The organism is Paenibacillus sp. EB106-04-04-XG159, from assembly GCF_058791835.1.
In genome coordinates this window covers 50,996-73,284 of the sequence record NZ_JBYTDY010000001.1, presented here as the reverse complement: position 1 = coordinate 73,284, position 22,289 = coordinate 50,996, and the positions used below count along the sequence as shown (strand labels likewise).

The 22,289-nt window shown below is 44.7% G+C and carries 17 protein-coding genes and 1 pseudogene; 7 read left to right on the top strand and 11 right to left on the bottom strand.

The features are described 5' to 3' along the window. Positions 1 to 53: 53 nt before the first annotated feature. The 3 genes from dsdA to AC3WTP_RS00295 all read left to right on the top strand — a co-directional run bounded on the left by dsdA (position 54) and on the right by AC3WTP_RS00295 (position 3,878). On the top strand, positions 54 to 1,406 hold the full coding sequence (dsdA, locus tag AC3WTP_RS00305; protein WP_492392584.1) for a D-serine ammonia-lyase: 1,353 nt from the start codon (positions 54 to 56) through the stop codon (positions 1,404 to 1,406). Positions 1,407 to 1,438: 32 nt separating this feature from the next. Next, positions 1,439 to 2,776, top strand: a complete 1,338-nt coding sequence (locus AC3WTP_RS00300) for a GntT/GntP/DsdX family permease (RefSeq protein WP_492392583.1) — start codon at positions 1,439 to 1,441, stop codon at positions 2,774 to 2,776. A gap of 223 nt (positions 2,777 to 2,999) precedes the next feature. Beyond that, a complete protein-coding gene (locus AC3WTP_RS00295) occupies positions 3,000 to 3,878 on the top strand; it encodes a helix-turn-helix transcriptional regulator (RefSeq protein ID WP_492392582.1) in 879 nt (292 codons plus the stop codon). A gap of 89 nt (positions 3,879 to 3,967) precedes the next feature. Here the strand turns inward: AC3WTP_RS00295 and AC3WTP_RS00290 are convergent, their stop codons facing one another. The 4 genes from AC3WTP_RS00290 to AC3WTP_RS00275 all read right to left on the bottom strand — a co-directional run bounded on the left by AC3WTP_RS00290 (position 3,968) and on the right by AC3WTP_RS00275 (position 8,123). Continuing rightward, positions 3,968 to 4,936, bottom strand: a complete 969-nt coding sequence (locus tag AC3WTP_RS00290; RefSeq protein ID WP_492392581.1) for an alpha-L-fucosidase — start codon at positions 4,934 to 4,936, stop codon at positions 3,968 to 3,970. 332 nt (positions 4,937 to 5,268) lie between these two features. Further along, positions 5,269 to 6,159 (bottom strand): alpha/beta fold hydrolase, encoded by an 891-nt coding sequence (locus AC3WTP_RS00285; RefSeq protein WP_492392580.1) that lies wholly within the window; start codon positions 6,157 to 6,159, stop codon positions 5,269 to 5,271. A 125-nt stretch (positions 6,160 to 6,284) separates the two neighbouring features. Further along, positions 6,285 to 7,277: a MerR family transcriptional regulator gene (locus AC3WTP_RS00280; RefSeq protein WP_492392579.1), complete on the bottom strand. Its 993-nt coding sequence runs from the start codon at positions 7,275 to 7,277 to the stop codon at positions 6,285 to 6,287. Positions 7,278 to 7,340: 63 nt separating this feature from the next. After that, positions 7,341 to 8,123, bottom strand: coding sequence for an alpha/beta hydrolase (locus AC3WTP_RS00275; RefSeq protein WP_492392578.1), 783 nt, complete (start codon positions 8,121 to 8,123; stop codon positions 7,341 to 7,343). A 311-nt stretch (positions 8,124 to 8,434) separates the two neighbouring features. On the opposite strand from AC3WTP_RS00275, the gene AC3WTP_RS00270 reads away from it, so the two are divergent. Then, positions 8,435 to 10,582 carry a YhgE/Pip domain-containing protein gene (locus AC3WTP_RS00270; protein ID WP_492392944.1) on the top strand — a complete coding sequence of 716 codons (2,148 nt, stop codon included), beginning with the start codon at positions 8,435 to 8,437 and terminating at the stop codon, positions 10,580 to 10,582. 67 nt (positions 10,583 to 10,649) lie between these two features. On the opposite strand, the pseudogene AC3WTP_RS00265 reads toward AC3WTP_RS00270, so the two are convergent. Then, a pseudogene (locus tag AC3WTP_RS00265) lies at positions 10,650 to 10,919 on the bottom strand (hypothetical protein); the annotation flags it as partial. Positions 10,920 to 11,142: 223 nt separating this feature from the next. Between AC3WTP_RS00265 and AC3WTP_RS00260 the strand changes: the two are divergent. Beyond that, a complete protein-coding gene (locus AC3WTP_RS00260; protein WP_492392577.1) occupies positions 11,143 to 12,180 on the top strand; it encodes a helix-turn-helix domain-containing protein in 1,038 nt (345 codons plus the stop codon). A gap of 58 nt (positions 12,181 to 12,238) precedes the next feature. On the opposite strand, the gene AC3WTP_RS00255 is transcribed toward AC3WTP_RS00260, so the two are convergent. The 4 genes from AC3WTP_RS00255 to AC3WTP_RS00240 form a co-directional block, all read right to left on the bottom strand. Next, entirely contained in the window at positions 12,239 to 13,795 is a 1,557-nt protein-coding gene (locus AC3WTP_RS00255) for an SAM-dependent methyltransferase (protein WP_492392576.1), read from the bottom strand. Positions 13,796 to 13,944: 149 nt separating this feature from the next. Further along, a complete protein-coding gene (locus AC3WTP_RS00250) occupies positions 13,945 to 14,829 on the bottom strand; it encodes a hypothetical protein (protein WP_492392575.1) in 885 nt (294 codons plus the stop codon). 116 nt (positions 14,830 to 14,945) lie between these two features. After that, positions 14,946 to 15,137: a GNAT family N-acetyltransferase gene (locus AC3WTP_RS00245; RefSeq protein ID WP_492392943.1), complete on the bottom strand. Its 192-nt coding sequence runs from the start codon at positions 15,135 to 15,137 to the stop codon at positions 14,946 to 14,948. A 309-nt stretch (positions 15,138 to 15,446) separates the two neighbouring features. After that, positions 15,447 to 16,586: a helix-turn-helix domain-containing protein gene (locus tag AC3WTP_RS00240; protein WP_492392574.1), complete on the bottom strand. Its 1,140-nt coding sequence runs from the start codon at positions 16,584 to 16,586 to the stop codon at positions 15,447 to 15,449. Between the two features lie 211 nt (positions 16,587 to 16,797). Here AC3WTP_RS00240 and AC3WTP_RS00235 point away from each other — a divergent pair, with 211 nt between their 5' ends. Continuing rightward, positions 16,798 to 19,092, top strand: a complete 2,295-nt coding sequence (locus AC3WTP_RS00235; protein ID WP_492392573.1) for a beta-glucosidase family protein — start codon at positions 16,798 to 16,800, stop codon at positions 19,090 to 19,092. 22 nt (positions 19,093 to 19,114) lie between these two features. Beyond that, a complete protein-coding gene (locus tag AC3WTP_RS00230) occupies positions 19,115 to 19,873 on the top strand; it encodes an SDR family NAD(P)-dependent oxidoreductase (protein WP_492392572.1) in 759 nt (252 codons plus the stop codon). A gap of 141 nt (positions 19,874 to 20,014) precedes the next feature. On the opposite strand, the gene AC3WTP_RS00225 is transcribed toward AC3WTP_RS00230, so the two are convergent. Both AC3WTP_RS00225 and AC3WTP_RS00220 read right to left on the bottom strand, forming a co-directional pair. After that, positions 20,015 to 20,722, bottom strand: coding sequence for a DNA alkylation repair protein (locus AC3WTP_RS00225; protein ID WP_492392571.1), 708 nt, complete (start codon positions 20,720 to 20,722; stop codon positions 20,015 to 20,017). Between the two features lie 112 nt (positions 20,723 to 20,834). Next, the gene (locus tag AC3WTP_RS00220) at positions 20,835 to 22,259 is read right to left on the bottom strand and encodes a PQQ-dependent sugar dehydrogenase (RefSeq protein WP_492392570.1); all 1,425 of its coding nucleotides are present in this window, start codon (positions 22,257 to 22,259) and stop codon (positions 20,835 to 20,837) included. Positions 22,260 to 22,289: the final 30 nt, after the last annotated feature.

The following is a 22,289-nucleotide window of genomic DNA, read 5'->3' as shown; positions in this document are numbered from 1 at the left end:
ACTCAAATCGCCTTTTGGACTTAAAATTTATCCATTTTCGTACGGAGGTAAACATGACTAACAAAATTGCTGGAAAAACGATCGAAGAATGGAAAAATGAATTGCCGGAACTGCAGAAAATCATTGATACTGAGGAAGTTTTCTGGGTAAACCCACAGCTTGAGAGTTGCAGCAACCGAATGATTAACACGGAATTAGGGATAGCTGATATCGAAGATGCGGAACAACGACTGATTCGCTTCGCTCCCTATTTAGCCAAAGTATTCCCGGAGACCAGGGAAAAGAACGGAATCATCGAATCTGAACTAGTCAACATCCCTAAGATGCAGCAGAAGTTATCAGAAATGTTCAATCAGGAAATAGCGGGATCTCTATATCTTAAATGTGACAGTCACCTGCCCATCTCCGGTTCTGTAAAGGCTCGCGGAGGAATTTACGAAATATTAAAAGTAGCCGAAGAGATTGCCTTTAAACACGGCATGCTGTCAATAACCGATGACTACTCCATTCTGGCAGAAGAACAATTTCGGGCGCTATTTTCGAATTACTCGATTGTGGTCGGGTCAACCGGTAATCTAGGTCTTAGTATTGGTATTATGAGTGCCCAATTAGGTTTTAAAGTTGTTGTGCATATGTCTACTGACGCTAAAGAATGGAAAAAAGCTTTATTGCGGCAAAAAGGTGCAATCGTCGTTGAACACAATAGTGACTATGGGAAAGCAGTAGAAGCAGGCAGACAAGAGTCCCAGAAAGATCCCAACAGCCACTTCGTCGATGATGAAAATTCTGCAACGTTATTCCTTGGTTATGCCGTAGCAGCTAAACGACTCCAAAAGCAACTGAATGACATGAAGATTCCAGTCGATCAGGATCATCCGCTATTCGTCTATCTGCCTTGCGGTGTAGGCGGCGCTCCTGGTGGAATTACTTTCGGATTGCGGACAGTATTTGGAGACAATGTCCATTGCTTTTATGCAGAGCCAACCCATTCACCGGCAATGTTGCTAGGTTTAATGACACGCAAGCATAGCGAGGTATCAGCTCAGGAATTTGGCGTTGATAATATTACTGCAGCAGACGGACTTGCCGTGGGGAGACCATCAGGCTTTGTGGGTAAAGCACTAGAGAAAGATATTAGTGGTGTCTTTACTATTCAAGACGACTGTCTCTATCGAATCCTTAGACAGCTAGCCGATTCAGAAGGAATATTCTTAGAACCATCGGCAGTTGCAGGCTTTATCGGACCAGTTCAACTGCACGCTTCTTCCATTGGACAAGATTATTTACAACATAATCACCTTGAACAGAAGACGCAAAATGCCACTCACATTCTTTGGGCTACTGGCGGCGGCATGGTTCCTACAGATGTCATGGATGATTTCTATCGTAAAGGTGCAATGAGCTAATTCACTTTATAGTGCAGGGAGAGATTAAGGACATGGAAACTGGAACAATGATGATGCTAGTGTTAGTCGCATCTATAGCAATTCTCATCTTTCTCATTCTTAAAGTTAAAATACATCCCTTTCTATCCTTAATATTAGTATGTATATTTGTGGGAGTTGCCACAGGTATGCCTCTTCCTAAGATTGCTACTTCCATTGAAAACGGAATGGCTGGAACGTTAGGGTTTCTGGCCACCGTTATCGGTTTTGGTACGATTTTAGGTAAGATGATGGAAGTATCTGGCGGCGCCGAGCGCCTTGCACGAACATTACTAGAAACAATGGGAGAAAAAAGAGCTCCCTGGGCTATGACAATTGTCGGCTTAATTGCCGGAATCCCCGTATTTTTTGAAGTAGGATTTGTTTTACTTTTCCCTTTGGTTTTCATAGTTGCCAAACAAGCTAAGATGTCGTTACTCCGTGTTGGAATTCCGTTGGCAGTATCGCTGATGATCGTTCACTCGATGGTGCCTCCACATCCGGCAGCGTTTGCAATTACTACAACTTTGGGGGCTGATGTAGGTAAGGTCATTCTGTATGCTCTTCTTATAGGAACTCCGACTGCCATTATAGCTGGCCCACTTTGGGCCAAGTTTATCAGTACGAAGTGCAAGACTGGAGTATTAACCGAATCAGAAGTGAACGCTGCAACACCAGCTGAGAATCTCCCAGGCTTCGGCATTACCTTATTTACGATCCTATTGCCTCTAATCATTATGGTAGGAAAAACGGTTAGTGCATTGTTTCTCGCAGAAGATTCAGCTTTATTGCCTATTGTTAATTTCTTAGGCAATCCAATTATTGCACTTCTCATTTCGGTATTTGTAGCTTATTATACGTTAGGCCTTTCTCGTGGTTTAAAAATGAAAAACTTGTTAACGCTTACAGAACAGTGCTTTGGACCGATTGCCGGCATCTTGTTGATTATTGGTGGCGGTGGAGCTTTTAATCAGATATTAGTCGACAGTGGGTTAGGTAATGAATTGTCAACGATTTTGATGTCACTAAATATGAACCCCATTATTCTCGCTTGGCTCATAGCTTGGCTCCTGCACCTGGCTATCGGTTCTGCTACAGTGGCCATGATTAGTACTGCAGGCATGGTGGCACCTATGCTGGCTGCTTATCCTGGTGTGAGCCCAGAAATTATCGTTCTCGCCATTGGTTCCGGAGCGATTGGCTGGTGTCATGTCAACGATTCGAGCTTCTGGTTTGTAAAAGAATATTTAGGATTATCGTTACCGGATATGTTTAAGAGCTTCACTGCAGCCTGCCTTATCGCATCATTTGTTTCTCTTGGCGGTATACTAGTTCTATCTCTTGTAATTTAACAAATACGATAACAACACCATCCTCGCCATTAGTCATCGAGAGGTATAGAAGTAATGGGTACTTAAATTACATGCCGCCAACGACATGTAGTTAAAGTACCTTTTTCATCTCTAGCTGCTTGCAAAGCTAGGAATAGTCCATGCACAAATATGCCTTGGCAGGGATGACGGCGCTATCGATTTATAGTACAATTTCTACATTCCATTTAATAGGTGATCCGATATGCTTGTACTTGAACTTCCTGTTCCGCCCCTTCCTCTGATCGCGACGGTCGGTCATACATTATGGCCGCCGGGGATTGTACATGCGAAGCGTCAATTTGATGCATTCGATATCATTGTTTGCGTGAAAGGTACGCTTTACATGGAGGAAAACAGGATTCCATTTGACATCAAAGAAGGCATGGTCTTGGTCCTTGAGCCTGAGAAGATGCATCGTGGCTACCGGCCGACCGATACCGAGACCGAAGTATATTGGATTCATTTCCAGTATCCAGGATTCCCTCAGCCAACCTTAATTGACAAAACGAACTGGCAGCAGCCTCTGCTCAATCGAACGGACCAGGATGTCGAGGTTCATCCGGGTGTGGTAGATATCCCGAAATTTACGGCCATTGATTTGCGCCCGATCCTGCCGCTGCTTACGGAAATGATACATGTGCATAGCATGTTATCTGCATCGCGATCCTACGAGCTACAAATATTATTCGGCCGATTTCTCCTAGAACTGCAATACAGTATGCGAAACCGCAGTCCGCATGCCCGTTCTCTTTCTCTCGGTGAGCAAGTCGCTTCCTATTTGGCCGAACATTTGGAACAACACTTCGATGCCGCAGGAATGGAAAATGACCTGCATTACCACTTCGATTATTTAGCCCGCTGCTTGAAGCAGTACTCGGGGATGAGTCCCTTGCAATATAGGCATCATCTTCAGATTGAACGTGCCAAACAACTGTTAACGCACTCTGAACTGTCAATCATTCAAATCAGTACGCGATGCGGGTTCAGCGACAATAACTATTTCACGCGCTTATTTAAACGCCACACTTCCTTTACGCCGGGAGAGTTCCGTAAGCGGTATCAGTTTATTGTAATGGATTGAACCGTCCTCGGCATGCTACGGACGAAAAAAGCGCTTGTTAAATTGAATGAACAAGCGCTTTTATATTCGGCATCGTTTCGATTAATTTACTATCGATGCAACCAGTTCGTAGGGATTCTTACCAGATCCTCTGGCTTCCGGTATCTTCCTCCGATTTCTTTGAACCGCTCGATGATATTTGCGTCCAATAGCCCATGCTGATTCGGTGCGCCGTTTAATAAGAATGTCACGTTATAGCTGTTCGCATCATGTATTTTGTCTAAGACCCAATCCGTCGTTTTAAGATCCATCGTCGTATCCGTTGATCTCCAGAACCATGTATCCGTCAAAATATTGCAGCTGGCGCCCGGCCCCTCGAAAGAGTCTTCAATCTCCTGTCCAGCAGCATTTTCGTAAAATACGATATCGGTATGATCCAGATTGGATTCACAGCTAATATTCATCAGGAGGCAATTGGGTTGCAATCCCTTTACGAATTCATTTATTTCTTCGAAGGGAAGGTCCTCGTACTTCGGTCCCCCCCAATGGGCGTTCCAGCCGTCAATAATGAGAAACGGAATGTGGCCATAGCCTGTCAGCAATTCTTCGATTTGGTCTTTAATGAACTGCTTATCTTCCAGGGTGCATTTCTTACGGCCGATTCTATGGTGGATGTCCAGCATCGAAAAATAAAGACCCGCTTCGATTCCTTCCTGCCTGAACGCGTCAAGATATTCCTTGACGACATCCCTTTGGCTAGTTGCATTTCGAATACAATGCTCCGAATACTGTGTTGGCCACAGGCTGAAGCCTTCATGATGCTTGGTCGTCAGGGCGGCGAAGCTCATTCCTGCGGCTTTAGCAGCTTGTGCCCATTGCGTACAATCCAGTTGGTCCGGATTCCAGTCTAACGGATCGAACGGGAACCTGCGCGGCTCATCATGATTCTCGTGTCCGTATTCCCAATCTTTCATCTCCGTGTGTGCGAACTGGAAAGTAGCGCTGTTAAAGTGTATAAACATGCCGAATCTTTGATTCACGAACCATAACTGTCGTTGTAGCATAACCTGGTGATCCATATCATTGCCTCCTCGAACTGTGTTAACTCATCCTTGGATGATATCTACCAATGTAAAGGATTGCACCCATGGATTCATCGGTCTACGGCGACATCCTATCGTACGATTTCTACTTTATCTTACGTGCGATGACTTGATCCCATCATCGTCATTGCAGTTGCATTCGACATTCGTAAATATGTTGCGAAGAAGTAGAATTCAAAAAAACACTACTTACCATACATTGGATTCAATGTTAATAAGGAGTGTTTTTATCATTCATAATGCTTTTTCCCCTACACTTACCGTTACTTATAGTACGGTTTTCCGCTCCGAAATGCCCCTGAAGCACGTCAGTCCCGGCCCGCCTCGTACAACTTCTGCGCCACCATGGCCGGCCTTGTGCGAGTATCCGTAAAGTGGTCCCCGTCGCCGACGATCAGGCGGAATAGACCGAGCCGTGTGGACATATGCGGATTCCATCCGAAGCCCTCTCCTTGTGGCAATACGCCATCTTGGTAGAAATAGACATAGCTCTTGGGCATAGTCAACGTGTAGAACTTTTTAAGATCCAGCTTCTCGAATAGCGGCTTCGCCGGTTCCGGAGTGACGCCTGCATACGACCGTTGGGCCAACTCCAAGGTGGCCGTATTGACGAACAAGTCCCGAAACAGCGGAAACGGAAGCATGATCGTATCGTCCCTCGATTCGGCTCTGAGCTGCTCGAAAGCTTGCCTCGTTTGGGGCGGTAACTCGTCGGCAACCGACTCGCCGTCTTTCAGTACGAACGCGTCCCAGAAGACGAGACGCTTGATGCGGTCCGGCACCTGTTCGGCAACCTTCTGGATGACTGATCCGCCGAAGCTGTGCCCGACGAGAACGATGTCTCGCAGGTTCTGCCTCGTTATAAAGTCAACGACGGACTTCGTGATCATCGCATGCGTGACAGCTTTGTTCGGATCTGTGCCGTGGCCTGCATATTCCGGCGTATAGACGGCATGCCCTTTGCTGCGCAGCGATGCCGCTATGCCATCCCAGAAGTGAGCATCGGCCCAGGAGCCATGCACGAGCACGAAGGTTAACAGCTGCTCAGGCAGCCGGTAGCTTTCATCCGATTCCAGGGCGTCATACCACCAAAGCCATCTGCTATCGGAATAAGGGAAATGACAATACCCGCAGGGCATAGACCCGTAATCGTAATTGGAATAGGGGAATTGCTGCAATTCCGGGCGATAAGGAAACATACACAAACATCCTCTCAAATCGACATATATCAGCTTATGCCCATTGCATTTGAGAGGTTCCTATACTCAATCCGCCGACATAAAAGAGATACCCTCTCTTTATGGGTACCTCTACAGGTAATGTTCTAGCTATTTTTCAACTTTGATTTGATAGGAAGCAGAAGATCCAATTGCGTAGCTTTATCACATTCCTCATGGCTTAAATGATATTGATTGATGTAGTTTAAATGTTCTTCCAAAGAACCGTGCATGCAATCGGGATCGCCCCAGTTTGGTTCATACTCATCATTGCTGTTAACCCATTCGGCAAGCCAACCCCATTCCTCGAAGTTCCCCATAGGAATCATGTGGGCAGCATATAATCCTCCCGGAAATTGCTTCTTAACAAATGGTTCATGGACTTCCATATCGTCGGGAATGGTTATCCATCTCTCGTACCCATGGTCTGACCCATCGGATTTATCCCCGTTCGGATGGTTAAAGCCATAATGACGCAAATCAGGCTTGATACTAGCAAGATTCGTCTGAATCATAAATTGTTGAACCAAATCTCCTGTGTCGTATTCCGGTGTCCCGCCTACCAAGTGTATGGACGCTACCGATGAAGGGGGTAAATATACAATTCTTACATCCTTTAGCTTGGACAAATGTTTATCGGTCATATTGAGTTCATTCATGCACATCTCCTCCTTAAGTTTGGTTTTCATACCAGGCAGAGTTTCAATCAATTGCTGGATTGATTCATCAGCCAGAATAGGAAGGCTCACTTTCACTTCTGCATTTTCCCTTAGTCGGATTACAAATTGATCTAATACTGATCGAATTGCAGACAATGTCGTTATATCACTTGATAGTTCTTTAATTTTCCCTTGAAAAATGGCTGCTGCTACCCCGGATTCTTCCTCTTGTAAGAGTCTCTCAATTTCTTTCAATGGAATTCTCAGCTTTCTTAAGATCAAGATCTGTTCCAGCCTTTGCAACGAACATTCATCATAGGTACGATAAGCATAGCCCTCTTTTTTCGTGCTCTGGATCAATCCGATTTGTTCATAATATCTAAGCGTTCTTGTTGAGATTCCATAGGCTTTAGTAACCTCGCTAATTGTCAGCAGCTCCATAGTTCCTCCTTTCCATGACTAGCATAAGGTACGACACGACGTCAAAGTCAATTAGACCCGTATTCATATAAATGATAACGACTTTAAATAATCTGCAATCATTAGAGTACTCTCGTGATAACCGCTATGCTCATGTTTTCCATAGTGAAAAAAGTCATGACCCATATCTTCATATGTAATAAAAGTAATGTCATTCTTCTCGTCTACCATTCGTTTAACGAATTGTTGATTTTGTTCGCATAGGTCATCCGCTGTGCCGCACATCCATAGCGTTGGAGGTAAGCATTTTTTAATGTTATGGATAGGAGATAGTTCTGCCGCAATGTCTAGCAGTTCTGGATAACGTCTACTCATAATGTCGACCCCGTCCATTCCAGCACCGAACACAACTAGAGCATTCGGAATATGGTCGATATTTTGATTGTCGCTATCATCGTTTAGATGTTCAAACATAATGGAGGACACCGCAATGTATCCACCTGCTGACGAACCGCACACAACAATTTGATCAGGGTCTACTCCCAAATCAGCCGAATGCTCCCTTACCCACCGAACAGCAGATTTCACATCCATAATGGCTTGAATTGGCGTGAATTGTTCGTCACTTCCATTGCGATAGTCAACACAGATTGCAACCATACCTTTTGAAGAAAGATAATTGGCTTGGTGTTGAAAGAGTACAGGTGTTATGAATGGTTTCTTTTTAAAACTACCGCCGTTGAAAAAAAGAATAGCAGGTTGTTTTTGTGAAGGTATCTTAGGCTCGAAGATGTACAATTTCAACCGTCTATCGCCTATCACTTTATACGTTCTTTCAGTCACTGGGAAATCAAATGTTAACTTCACACGAACACCCCCTGAAAAGTTTGGAACAATAGTACCATATTATCCCACTTGAGTGAAATGAAATAAACAGGAAATCGAACGATCTTCGAGAAAAAGAAGCGTTTGAACAAATATACAATGCTACTATAGACAATGTTTATCGAACCCTATATATCCTCTGTGGTTCAGAACGTGATGCAGAGGATATGAGCGAACCCTTTCGATTCCCTGGAAAATGATTCGTAAGGAATCCATCCATTCACTTTATCCGTATTCAGATTCCGAAATAACGGCATACTAGTCTAAACGTACCTGAAAGAGAGGGATGTGTTATCCGGAACCTCCTCGGTATCTATTTCACTGATCTCAAGAGGATTGGAACCAACTGGGCAGCCGCCATTATCATTGTAGGCCTTGCCATTCTGCCATCGCTGTACGCATGGTTCAACATTGCTTCTTCATGGGACCCGTATGGTCAAACCTCCGGGCTTCCGATCGCCGTAGCCAATCTAGACGCTGGTACTACACTTCAGGGGACAGCCTTGAATATCGGGGATGAAATCGTCAACTCGCTCAAAGACAACCACAATCTCGGCTGGCACTTTACCGACAAGGATTCGGCGATCCAGGGCGTCAAGCGAGGTGACGATTACGCGGCCATCATCATCCCTGAAGATTTCTCTGCCCGCATTGGAAGCGTACTGACCGACGAGCCAGCCAAAGCTGAAATTCACTACTATATCAATGAAAAGATTAACGCCATTGCTCCAAAGGTAACTGTCTCGGGAGCTTCCGGCATAGTTCAGAACGTTAGCCAAAATATTGTTCAGACTGCAAGTGACACTATTTTTCGAATTTTAAATGAGTTGGGGATCGAACTTGAAAATAATCTCCCCGTTATTAACAAGGTAGAACGTCTTGTCTATAGCATAGAAAGTCAGTTTCCAGAACTGAACGCAGCGATGCAAACGGCCATCCAGGACATGAAGACAGCAAACGAAATCGTTTCTCAAGCTCAGAAGTCACTACCGCTGTTCGAGGACATCGCCACCAAAGGGCAAGAAACCGCTGGAGCGCTAGCCGACTTCGCCAAGCGCACCTCGGAAGCAGCCGTATCGCTTGATCCCCTGATTAAGCAGGATCTTGCCATACTAAACGAAGCCGCTATCTTCATTCAGCAAGTGCTCGATCAAGTCGAACAGTCCAGCCTTCCCCCCGCGGAAGCCGCGGCTCGCCTGAAGAAAGCAGTGGACCGAGCTGGTACTGCCGCTAAAACAGCGGACCTCCTCGCTGATCTGTTCGGGCGGCTGAATCAGGTACTGCCAGGAACCGTAAAGTTCGCTGACGATCTCAAGCGCTTGAGCGATCGCTTCACCGCCCTACAGAAAGGCTTAGAAGATGCCTCTGCGGCAATTAGTCCGGACGGTACCTTGGGACCAGAACAGCTCGCTAAGCTAAGACAGCTTGCCGATGACGTTACCAAGCTGTCTGGAGAAGTGCTGACTAGCTATGATAAGGAGATCGGTCCTCGAATTTCCGAGGCAATTAACCGCGGACAACAAGCCGCCCCGATCGTTCAAACGGAGATGGGCCGGGTTCTAGAGGGTCTAACGGAAGTACAACGGATTTTGCAGGATGCGGAAAAAGGCCTAGCCGCAGGAAAAGCAAAAGCTACTGAGATCCAGAACCATCTCCCTGAAGCCGAACAACAAGTTAAGGCGATTGCTGATCGTTTTCGAAAACTGGAGCAAAGTGGCGAGATCCAGGAAATCATCGATTTTCTGAATAACAATTTTGAGCAGGAAAGCATTTTTTTTGCTGAGCCGGTCGTGTTAAAGGAAAACAGGCTTTATCCGATTCCGAATTACGGTTCGGCCATGTCACCTTTTTTTACAACGCTATCGCTCTGGGTAGGTGCTTTGCTTCTCGTTTCCCTCCTTAGCGTTGAGGTGCATGAAGAAAAGGACCCACCCTATCGCAACTGGGAGGTCTATTTTGGACGTTTCCTCACCTTCCTGACCATCGCCATCGTTCAAGCGTTATTCGTCACGCTTGGCGACATGTATCTGCTCGGAACCTATGTTGTGAATCAAGGCTGGTTCGTCCTGTTCGCGCTCATTAACAGCGCAGTGTTTATGCTGATCGTGTATACTTTGGTTTCGGTTTTTGGCAATGTCGGTAAAGCGATGGGCATTGTGATGCTCGTTCTTCAGCTTGCTGGTGCTGGCGGTACATTTCCGATACAGATGACGCCGACCATTTTTCAGGCTATTCATCCTTACCTCCCGTTCACGTATGCCATTAGCTTGATGCGTGAGGCAGTCGGAGGAATTGTGTGGGATGTCGTGTACCGTGATTTATTCTTGCTGGCCCTATTCGCAGCCGCCGCTCTTGTCATCGGCCTCGGCCTGAAAGGACCAATAAACCGCATCGGCAAAGGGATGGTCGAAAAATCCCGGAAATCAGGGCTGCTCCATTAACGACAAATCGCGGAAGCATCGGCTCGCCTGAATGATGGCGCGGATCGAGCCGATGCTATTTTCTCACTCAATTATGAAAATCTGTACCATCTGTTACTGCCTTGATCATACCAGTACGGATCACATAATCACCAAAATGTTCCCTTTCCTCCCGCTCTTGAGCATAACGGGCAAGCAGAACACTTAATTCATGTAAATCGTCTGCTGTTAGATATGTTTTCAATCTAGAGTTGCATCGTTCTACACTTGTACGCTCGTTATAAAGCTCTTTCCAGCGTCTCGTATCTCGATGTGGATTGATGTATCGTCGAAGATCTTCCTTCACATCTACTTTCACTCTGCGACTGGCTGATCAGTATTGCCAATTCAATAACCGAATCAAAATGATCCAGCGCCAAGCCCCCTTTTTCAAGGGGTTATTTTCATTTTCAGTAAGCTATAAAACTACTAATGTAACAGATAAGCTCATTCGTGTAACCACGCGGTCATTGAGGGTATTTCAAACAAAAAGTTATAATGCAATTGACTAGTCGACATGATCAAAGTGGGAGGTTAATCAATTGAGTATTGAGATCGGTAGAAAAATCAAAGCGCTGCGTTTACAAAAAGGAATGACTCAAGAGGAACTTGCGGCAAAACTGAATATGTCATCCCAAGCCATATCCAAGTGGGAAAACAATGTAACAATGCCTGATATACAATTGCTTCCTAGTTTATCTGTGATTTTGGGCGTTACCATTGATGAGCTGTTTGCATTAACCGATGACACCCATTTAGAACGGATTGAAAATATGATTAGCTATGAACATTTTATATCAAAAGATGATTTTACCTATGCTGAACAATTCCTTAATGAAAAACTTAATGACGACGAAAAAAAGGCCCAATGCCTCACATTGCTAGCCGAGCTGCACATTCATCGTTCAGAGGAGCACCGTGAATTAGCTTCCCATTTCGCCAAGGATGCACTGATATTAGCTCCAATTAGTAAAAGGAATCATAACGCTTTACGGGATGCAGAGAATGGAGTCATATTGGACTGGAACTTCTCCAACAACCATAAACTCATCGAGTATTATAAAAATTTTGTGCCGAATCATTCAGATTACTGGCGAGGTTATGTATGGCTGATGAACTACTTACTTGCAGATGGCAGATGTGCTGAAGCTAGAGAAGTACTAGAAAGATTGAACGAAATCCAACCCGGTTATTTGTATCCATTATATGGAGGTCTGATATGCAAGGAAGAAGGTAACCTTTCTCAAGCACTCGTTCTCTGGCAGCAGATGACCGAACTGTATCCTCATGATTGGAGTGCATGGTCCTCTAGAGGAGACTGTATGGCGAAACTATGCAAATACGACGAAGCCATTGATTACTACTCCAAAGGTCACGAACTACAGCCACATCCAAAATATACGGATTCATTGATAGCCATTTCGCATATATATGAAATTCAAGGGCAATATGATAAGGCTATTGAAAAGCTCGAGGAAATCATTGCACTATTGGAAAGTGACTGGAACATTACGGAGGGTAAGACAGTTGATTCTCATAAAGGAGAAATAGAGCATTTAAAGACACTGCTGATACAATGAACGACAAGCCCCTTCCGCTAAAACGGCAGAGGGGGCTTGTCTTTTCACAATGGCAAAGCTATTCTGACTCAAATCTGTTCAACAACGCCCGTGCTTCTTCATGATCAGGCTCAAGTGTTACTAATTTTCTAGTGTAATTCAAAGCATCCTCTTCTAATTCTAACTCGAAACAACAAATGGCTAGACAGTAATATACGGTGGATACGGTCTCCTCTTGGTCTTCAAGTATCGATATTTCTAAATACCGCTTGGAGTCCTCGTACATTTCCATCTCAAACAGTAACACTCCAGCATCGAGTGCGATGCCATAACGCTGCTCCATGACGTAGTACGACGACCACATAAGCTCTATACCCCGCAAAATATCCTGCTTTTCTTCATCATTTGCATCCGGTAACAGACTAGAGATCTGTTTCACACTCTGCAAGAAGAATTCCGCGTCATATCCACCTAACCGCCAAAAGCTTAATATTTGCTGAAGCTCCATACTATCTATATTGAGATCTATCCATTCCTTCAAGCTAAAAAATTCATCCGGACCAAAGCGCTCAATAAATCGACGATAAGCTAACCTTGTTTGAAAGTAGTCCATCGGTGTATCCATATTGATCATACAACCCACATTTATATTTTTGTAATGATGCGGGGGAAATAACGCGAGGGCTCCGTTCTGTTCCAATACTTGCTGAATCGCATGGTAGTTTGCCGTTACAGAAAAGCTTCCATGCAGGATCAACTCCGGTGGCTCCGCGAATTTCCAGTTTTCAAGCAAGTGATCCCCTTTGTCTGCTGTTATTAATAGAAATCCCTCCTGCGACAACTCGTTTAAACGTTCTAAACAAGTTAATCCGGCGGCTGGAAATAAAATATGTGAATCCTCCAATTGTTCCTGATATTGAGCTATGACATCACGATAAGGATACGTTTTTTGTTCATACTCCGGCGCCCGCCGATGCTTATATTGTAAAGATATTTGATTAAGTAATTCTGATGGTTTTAGTGAATCTCTATGTTTAGGATATTCGACGAGTACATCTGCTTCGTAAATTTCACCTTCACCCACATAAAGCAGCTCTTGCGGAATACTATCAAAAAAGTAGTTAGCCACAATGACTAAAGGCTGTTTTAAATCTCCTTTTCTAATGGTTGCATCTGATACAACCAAGTTCAGATCCGTGTCATGAACAGCATCAAATCGTGCGAAATCGAGTATCCCCTTAGCAATAAAAGTCTGTAGTGCCGGATGCTCCTTCCATGCCAACACATTGTTCATCGCCAAGTCCGTCATGATATACCGAAACGAGGGTAACTCGATCTCCACATAGTCTATCAACCGACATAACTCGTGTAACACATGGAAAGCAAATCGCCCCGCTCCAGCTCCAAGTTCTACAATTAGAACAGGCTCTGAGCTATCTCCCTTATATGCTCGGTCTTGAAGAAACCCGAATATCATTTCTGCATATGCCGTTGCGATCAATGGATTGCACGTTATATATTGAGGAACTTGGTCGTTGTTCCAAGCCTTCAATCCTTCTTCTTCATAATATTTTCGCTGAATATTCCATATAGGCGCTTCACTAAAGCGGTAACTTTGCTTGTTATTATCTGTCATTTAAACCTTATCCTGCTCTCTGGAAGTTATTCGATCCCTGTATCCGGTGTTGGAATCGTTATTTGTAATATCCTATTATTATAACCTCCTATATTCATGTGTCATACTAGCCTTGATTATCAAGTCTCGCTTCCGGCTCTTTTACTAGTTCAATCTTCTTTCGGAACGTACTCCTCTCCAAAAAGCTCCTTGATCACGGTCCGGTTGATGTTAAGCTCTCCATTCCAAGCCGCCCACGGCATCTCCATATCCGAACGGCCTTTTGTATTCGGAAGCTTTTCTTCGTGACTCACCATATATTCGAATTCCGTCCAGGTACTGAAATGAGTATGGACAAACAAGTTAGGAATGACTCCTGTCACAGCGAGCGAATTCAAAATCCCCCGTCGCACATATTTGTTTTTCGGCATGATTTGTTCCGCCGTCAGCCGCTTCTCGAATTGACCCGGAGTTTCGTCTGGCCCCGAACGCGCCAAACTGGCCAATAAATTCCGAAAAACGTCGATATCCTCCTTCGTCGGTTTGATCGGAGGCTGCTCTGCCAACTCCTTAAGGTCCAGGAGCGCCCCCCAAGGGTTTGAGCCATACGCGCTCCCTAGATAGAGGGCATAATGAAGATATGAAGCATTTTCCCAAAATCCGTCTTTCTTATTTTTCGAAAAGGAACATATTTTGCAAGCCGCATAACGATCTGCCGCCAGATACTCATGTTCCGGGATGTTCTGCATGGTATAATAACTGACCAACGGGGATAGACCTCGGGGATAGCTCCCGCCAATTCCCGCGATAAAGCCATCTATGATGCGTTCACGATATAAGCGTTTGTCCTGTCTTAGCTTTATTAACTCCTTGACGCATGAGTCATGGGAAAGCCATTCCAACTGGTTGACCAGCCAATTCATTTCTTTCAGCAGCTCTTTCTCCTGATCCGTTAATGAGTCTTCTTTGAACAACCTCACTTCCCGTTCAAGATCGTATTCTGAATTGGTTGAATGATAAAGTTTCTTGAGCAAGCTCATCTTCTTTTTATCCATACCGGTTATGCCTCCATACTGTAGAAATATTATTATGTTTCAATGGAATTGGAAGTTTCGCTGCCCTGCCAGTTAGCTGAACAGGCTGCCAATGATCTCGGCAGCCGTATGATAGATTATGAAATGTAAGTATGCTCGGCAAAACAAGAAATTTCAATAAAACTATTTTTTTCATAAAATCTTTTTGCCCCAACATTAGATTTAGCCGCACGCAGATAAATATTTCCCATCCCATGCAAACTCATACGGTTAATACAACTTTTTAATATGATACTTCCATATCCACGGTTTTGAAATTTGGGATCTATAACAAAATCGCGTCATATCCATTAAATGTGCTCAGAAATTCTTCAGGTGCTCTTTGGCAACTATCTGTTCTCCAACCATTTTCTTTGTTCAATTCATAATACGCTCTATCAAATAAATGAATAAATTTCCCGAGCATATCTGGCGTGAATCCAAGTTCTCTCACGAATTCAATTAATTCTAATAGTGAGTCGCTCATTCTGTATTTGATGAAAGAAATATATGCTATTATACAATCAGCATTCTCCACCAAACAAAAGACACCATGATTTTGAATGGACTCCTCATAAAAGACGACAGATACCGTTTTATTAACCTTCCGTTTTCAATGTGGATCGGTACTTCTTCGGCGTCATGCCCGTATACTTCTTGAAAACTTTAATAAAATGAGATTGATCATAAAAGTTCAACCGCAATCCGATGGACGAAGTCGTGTCATTGGTCATATGAAGCAGTTTCTTGGCTTCTTCTACCCGCTGTTTCTGTATATAATTCAGCAGTGTCATGCCTGTCTGTTCTTTGAATAAATTCATCAAGTAGCTGCTGTTCAGTCCAGTCAACTCCGCAAGCTTGTCGAATGTAATCTCTTGATATAAATGGTTGAAGATGTACTCGCAGCAAATTCTGATCGGTTTGGACATACTTTCTTTTTGGCTCTGTTCAACCCGTTCCGTAAAGTCCAATAACGCACGTACTAACGCGGCCTCAACTGCCTTGACATCATTCAGTTCCTCGATTTGTTGAATATGCAGGTCACTGAGAGTAAAGGCCAGATCTTCATATATTCCTCCTTCTATAGCAGCCCTCATAGCAATCGCAACACAGCAAATGGCTAAATTTTTGATATTGCGGAGTTGACTCCGCTTAGATAAGATCCCCACGCCCTCGTTAGGAAAGGCGATCCACTGTTTCATTAATTCACTTGTATTGCCGGTTCGAATCAATTCTAGCATCCGTTTCTCTATTTTCGAACTATGATTAGATACCGATAATTCCCGTTTGGTTATAATTTCAATTTCTATATTACTCTGAAACATGGCGGGCAGCACATATTGATAACTATATTGCAGCACATCCGTAATCTCCAAAACCTCTTGATTGATCATCCAATGCGCAAGTACGCTGATATGGAGCAGACGAAGACGGCTCACGACGGGAAGGCTGTCCCAATATGCTTTCCAGTGCGGCAGATCGCGATGGGACATTTGGTTATCGTTCATAAGGCCATTGATATGCTCATCCGTAGGTACTTGCTGGATTGAAGGACCGATTACAACGAATCCATGCCGCTCTCCACTACGTTTAACAGGCACTATGATAAACTCTTCCCAGGAATTCGCTGTGAGAATCACCGGGTGTTCCATTTCTTTCTCTATAAATGGACAGAATAGCTTTTCGAATTCCATATTAAATGGCCAATGCTGATCTCCGCTCCCCCAAATCGTTTCCACGGCATGTCCATCCTCGGTATAAAAGATCGGAAGTTGGATGCTCTCATATAGCAATTTACATGAATAGGCTACATCAGATTGATTGTGAACATTGACCACTATGGAATCCCCCTTTACGTACAATTTTTCTAAGTATTATACCATACGAGAAAGCGTTACCATGAAATAATGTGAGTAATACAGATTTTTGCATTCAAGGAGGTTATATCTTATGAAACGCGATATTCAAGCGCTAATTGCTGAGATGACATTGGATGAAAAAGCTGGCATGTGCTCCGGTTTAGATTTTTGGCGGCTAAAAGGTGTGGAGCGCCTTGGCATTCCTAGCATTATGGTCACCGATGGTCCGCACGGACTGCGCAAGCAGCAGGAAGACACCGACCAATTGGGCATATTCAAAAGCGTACCCGCAGTTTGTTTCCCGTCGGCAGTCGGCATGGCCAGTTCATGGGACCGGGAGCTAATCGGCAAGGTGGGCGTAGCACTGGGTGAAGAGTGCCAGGCGGAAAACGTTGCCGTCCTGCTTGGACCAGCCGCCAATATCAAGCGCTCTCCACTATGCGGCCGCAACTTCGAATATTTCTCGGAGGATCCTTACCTATCTTCCGAAATGGCGACCAGCCATATTCAGGGTGTGCAGAGCCAAGGCGTTGGCACTTCGCTGAAACACTTTGCGGTAAACAACCAGGAGCATCGTCGCATGGGCGTTGATGCCGTTGTCGATGAACGCACGCTGCGGGAAATTTATTTGGCGAGTTTCGAGGGTCCGGTGAAGAATGGCCAGCCGTGGACGGTCATGAGTGCTTACAACAAAGTTAACGGAACGTTTGCTTCCGAGAACAAGTTCTTGCTTACCGATATATTGAAGGAAGAATGGGAACATGAAGGATTTGTCGTGACCGATTGGGGCGCCAACAATAACCGGGTAGACGGGCTGGCTGCCGGGCAAGAGCTGGAGATGCCTTCAAGCGGCGGCGTAGGCGACCGTAAGATCGTGGAGGCGGTCCAGAACGGCAAGTTGTCCGAAGAGGCGCTTAATCGTGCGGTTGAACGGATTTTGCGCATCATTTTCATGAGCGTGGACAACAAACAACCAAACGCCACGTATGATCGGAACGAGCATCATCGTCTGGCGCGCACCGTTGCCGGCGAAACGATGGTGCTGCTGAAGAACGAAGAGAACCTGCTCCCGCTAGCAAAAGGCAAGAAGCTTGCGGTCATCGGTCCATTCGCGCAAAAACCGAGATACCAAGGCGGCGGAAGCTCGCATATCAATCCGACCCAGATCGACGTGCCGTTTGAAGAAATCCGAAAATTGGCAGGCAATTCTGCATCAGTTGTATATGCACAAGGCTTCCATGCAGATAAAGATGATTTGGATGCCGCTTTGGTCGGGGAAGCGAAACAAGCTGCCAGCGAAGCGGACGTTGCCGTCATTATCGCGGGTCTTCCTGACCGTTATGAATCCGAAGGCTATGACCGCAAGCATCTATGTATGCCTGCGAACCAGAACCAACTGATCGAAGCGATCGCCGCTGTGCAGAGCAACGTGGTCGTCGTACTCATGAACGGTTCTCCAATTGAAATGCCTTGGGTCGACCGAGTGAAATCGATTCTTGAAGCTTATTTGGGCGGTCAGGCAGCAGGAAGCGCGATCGCTGATTTATTGTTCGGCGAAGTGAATCCGAGCGGTAAGCTTGCCGAGACATTCCCGATGAAGATAAGCGACAACCCTTCGTTCTTGTTCTTCCCAGGGGAAGGCAATCGGGTCGAATACCGGGAAGGCATATTTGTCGGCTATCGTTATTATGATGCCAAAGAAGTGAAGCCGCTGTTCCCGTTCGGACACGGTCTGAGCTACACCACATTTGAATATTCGAATCTTGTCATCGATCACACAGCAATCAAAGATACGGAATTCGTTAATGTACAGATAACGATACAAAATACGGGATCCCGTGCCGGTAAAGAAATTGCTCAGCTCTATGTCCGCGATGTAGAGAGTACGATTATCCGCCCCGTCAAAGAATTGAAGGGCTTTGCTAAAGTAGAGCTTCAGCCGGGAGAGAAGAAGACCGTTACGATGACGCTGGATAAGCGCTCCTTCGCTTACTACAACGTAGATCTTAAGGATTGGCATGTGGAGTCCGGTGATTTTGAAATATTAATTGGACGCTCGTGTGAAGATATCGTTTTGAGCGATACGGTACATGTCGAGTCGACAATCGCTTTGACATTCAAAGTCGACCGAAACACATTGATTATCGACCTGTTAAACGATCCGCAAAGAGCGCCGTTCATGCAAGGATTGCTTCAGAAGATGCAAGAGGGCATGGGATCTATGTTGGAGGGTCTTGAAGCCGCGGAAACCCTGGGGGAAGGCACGAGTGAGATGTTCGCTGAGATGATGAATTATATGCCGCTGCGCGCGCTGTCGATGATGAGTCAGGGCATGTTCACGGAAGAAATGCTGAACGGGATTATTCACCAATTGAATCATCAATAATAATAGGCGGAGGTACTAAAAGATGCAAAACGAAAACCTAATCGTAGTAGTTACCGGAGCCGGCAGCGGAATCGGACGCGCAAGTTGTATAAAGCTGGCGCAATCCGGAGCGAAAGTCGTTGCGGTCGATTTCAATCAAACAACCGGGGAAGAGACGCTTGCACTAATACAAGAACATGGTGGCGAAGGAATCTTCGTGCAAGCCGACGTATCGAAGAGCGAAGACGTCGAACGGTATGTTCATCTCGCCGTCGAAACATACGGACGCATTGACGCATTTGTCAACAACGCCGGTATTCTACAAAAGTTTTCAATGCTGTCGGATATCAGCGAAGCCGAATACGACCGTATCATGGACGTCAACGTGAAGGGTGTTTTTCTCGGCTTGAAGCATGTTCTCAAAGTTATGGAGAAGCAAGGACACGGTTCGATCATAAATACCTCCTCTACGGCAGGCATTCGCGCCGAACATAGTCTCGCAGCATACTCAGCGAGCAAACATGCTGTGATAGGATTGACGAAGGGGGCGGCTTTGGAATACGTGAAAAAAGGTATACGCGTCAATGCGATTTGTCCAGGTGGTGTCGATACGACATTGACGCAATCTGTTCCTTTGATGATACAGGAGACCGGCTACGTGCCGGAGGAGCTCCCGAACATGCGTATGAATCGGTTTGCTGATTCCTCAGAAATAGCAGAGATGGTGGTCTTCTTGGCTTCCAACAAATCCAGCTATATGACAGGTTCAATCGTTGTCGTGGACGGTGGTTTGACGCTGTAAACACGATTCATGTCGACAGGGTGTTTCAACCCAAGGAATACTCTTCACTTTTGTAATAACGCGGATTAACTCCGTCCCCTAGGGGCGGAGTTTTTTGCGTTTATATCACGATTGAACGGGTAGTCATTCAAGATTTATGGACTAACACCTTACATATTTGCGTTTGAAGCCGAGCTGCTCTTTATCTACCGCCTTTTGAATATTAGCGGAAGCGTTCAGGAACTTGGTTTTTGTCGAGCCACTATTGACTTCCACCGGGCCAACTTCCTTCGCGATCTCGACTGCCTTATCATGAAGCGGCTGATAGGATACTGCCACAGTGTACATGAAATTGTTCATCGCGTATTTCGTACGTTCAGGTGCGTCATGAATCGTGTTTTTTACAAGTTCCAGCATATCGGCTATTTTCTCTTTGGAAAATTCACTGTCCGGACGATTGCCGAGCAGCCAGCAGTAGCAGCTCCAGCCCGCAGACATTTTTAGCTCTATATCGCTTGCAATCCATTTATCCGAAACTTCTTGCGCAATATCCGTTTCTGCCAATGTTACGGCTACCACATAATCCGATAGCATATAAAAATAAGCTCCGTCAATCCACCGTTCAAAGTCCGTCTCAGACATTGTTTTAGGATCCGCGATTACCCCGGCAAAGTACATAGCATCGTAATTTCCTGTAGCATAGAGCTCCTCGGCCAATGGCTGGTTAAGTTTTATTTTCTTGAAGATGGGCTTCATCGCGCCTGTAGCAACACCAAAAAGCGGTTCGTGCGCGCCATTGGATAGGTATATCTTCTTGGTGCGTTCCTTGCCAAGAGCTTCAAGCTCTTGCATGACCATTTCTAGATTCATTATTGGCACTTCCTTTATTCAATGGTTTGTCGTTAGTGATTAAGTCGTCTTTAACATGAATATATCATAAAGCGGCCTTAATCCCATAAGATCAGGACCAAGACCGCTTAATTTATGGAACAATTTCAAAAATGGTCCCTTGGTTAAAGTCAGCCACTTTCATAGAGCCATAAACTCCTAAATATAATCTGGTTTGATCCAGATTCGTTCCCAAACTAACATAATAAGCGGATTGAGACCCAAAATTATAATCCGTTTCAATAACACTAAAATCATGAAGTTTACAATCTGTTCTTACCCTGGTATAAGCCAAAACCCCTCTAACCGGAGGTTGAGATCCTTCATTCCGAGCTAGATCGGTAAACACAACGCTTCCCGTTAAAGCAGGGATTTCATTTCCTATATATGACTGGACTCCTGTAAGTGCGGTTCCTCCAAATTTATCGGGGCGGGAATCCTCATGATAATAACTAGTTAGAGGCTGCAGACGCCGTGCAGAAGTTTTTACTGCTTCATCGTAATAAGCAATCGTTTTCTCATTTAAATTCGGATTTGCAGTGCAGCCCCGTATGATCGAAGTAGGAAGTGCACCTTCCCACCCTCGCCAGCCAAAGTTAATAAATCCTTCTTGGTCAGGTTCAGAATTCATTAAAGAAGCTTGAACAAGCTGGGTAACCGGCATTGGTTTATAATGAACGAATGAAAATATCGACTCTACCAGATCTTGTCCGACATTCCCCACATATTTAATGTACTGATTATAAACCCTTTGAAATGAAATACCCGGTATATTGCGAACCCCTTTGGCGATTACCGTAAGCGTCTGCTGAATAGATATGGGAAGTTCATCAAAACGTGTAACTACAGGGGGATTATCGATAAATGTACTCTTAACTACATCGATTTCAATAATTTTTCCGGCAATCTCCATATCGTCCTGACTTGAATTAAATGGATCATAGCCTGATCCACCATCTCCGGTTGTTAACACAAGCCTTCCTGTTTCAGGTGAAAAGTTTAAGCTATTAACACCATTATGATTTAAAAATGGTCTTCTTAAGTTAAGTAATGTCCGTCGTTTTTGAGGTTGACCATTCGGTTGTAGCATCCATTCTTCAACAGTATCGATATGATCATATTGCGTTTCTCTATTTATCCATCGTAGGTTTAAAGTTCTGGGATCACACGGATTAGGCTTAAAAGATTCAAAAGCACCTGAAAGGGCACCTGGACCTTGTGTTTCGGCTACTGAAAAATGAAGATAGAAAAGACCGTTATAATGAAATTCGGGATGAAACGCTAGCCCTAGCAATCCCCGTTCATCATATCCTCCACTAGAAACACCTAGTTTAATAATTCGGGGACTAATATCTAAAAAAGTCCTCATAACTCCGTCTCGTATATAAAAGATCTCCCCTACCTGGGTTGCAATAAATAATCTTTCAATTGAATCACCCGGGAGTATAGCTGTTTTCAAAACAGTGGGTAAATTTATCTTGCTTACAAAGGGCCGTAAACTAACCTTAACTTTTATCAACTACCTTCAGCCCCCCTCCTCATATTTCTT

Excerpts from the sequence above, each read along its gene's own strand:
- dsdA (WP_492392584.1), top strand. The coding sequence starts at position 54 with ATGACTAACAAAATTGCTGGAAAAACGATCGAAGAATGGAAAAATGAA.
- AC3WTP_RS00300 (WP_492392583.1), top strand. The coding sequence starts at position 1,439 with ATGGAAACTGGAACAATGATGATGCTAGTGTTAGTCGCATCTATAGCA.
- AC3WTP_RS00295 (WP_492392582.1), top strand. The coding sequence starts at position 3,000 with ATGCTTGTACTTGAACTTCCTGTTCCGCCCCTTCCTCTGATCGCGACG.
- AC3WTP_RS00290 (WP_492392581.1), bottom strand. The coding sequence starts at position 4,936 with ATGGATCACCAGGTTATGCTACAACGACAGTTATGGTTCGTGAATCAA.
- AC3WTP_RS00285 (WP_492392580.1), bottom strand. The coding sequence starts at position 6,159 with ATGTTTCCTTATCGCCCGGAATTGCAGCAATTCCCCTATTCCAATTAC.
- AC3WTP_RS00280 (WP_492392579.1), bottom strand. The coding sequence starts at position 7,277 with ATGGAGCTGCTGACAATTAGCGAGGTTACTAAAGCCTATGGAATCTCA.
- AC3WTP_RS00255 (WP_492392576.1), bottom strand. The coding sequence starts at position 13,795 with ATGACAGATAATAACAAGCAAAGTTACCGCTTTAGTGAAGCGCCTATA.
- AC3WTP_RS00250 (WP_492392575.1), bottom strand. The coding sequence starts at position 14,829 with ATGGATAAAAAGAAGATGAGCTTGCTCAAGAAACTTTATCATTCAACC.
- AC3WTP_RS00235 (WP_492392573.1), top strand. The coding sequence starts at position 16,798 with ATGAAACGCGATATTCAAGCGCTAATTGCTGAGATGACATTGGATGAA.
- AC3WTP_RS00230 (WP_492392572.1), top strand. The coding sequence starts at position 19,115 with ATGCAAAACGAAAACCTAATCGTAGTAGTTACCGGAGCCGGCAGCGGA.
- AC3WTP_RS00225 (WP_492392571.1), bottom strand. The coding sequence starts at position 20,722 with ATGAATCTAGAAATGGTCATGCAAGAGCTTGAAGCTCTTGGCAAGGAA.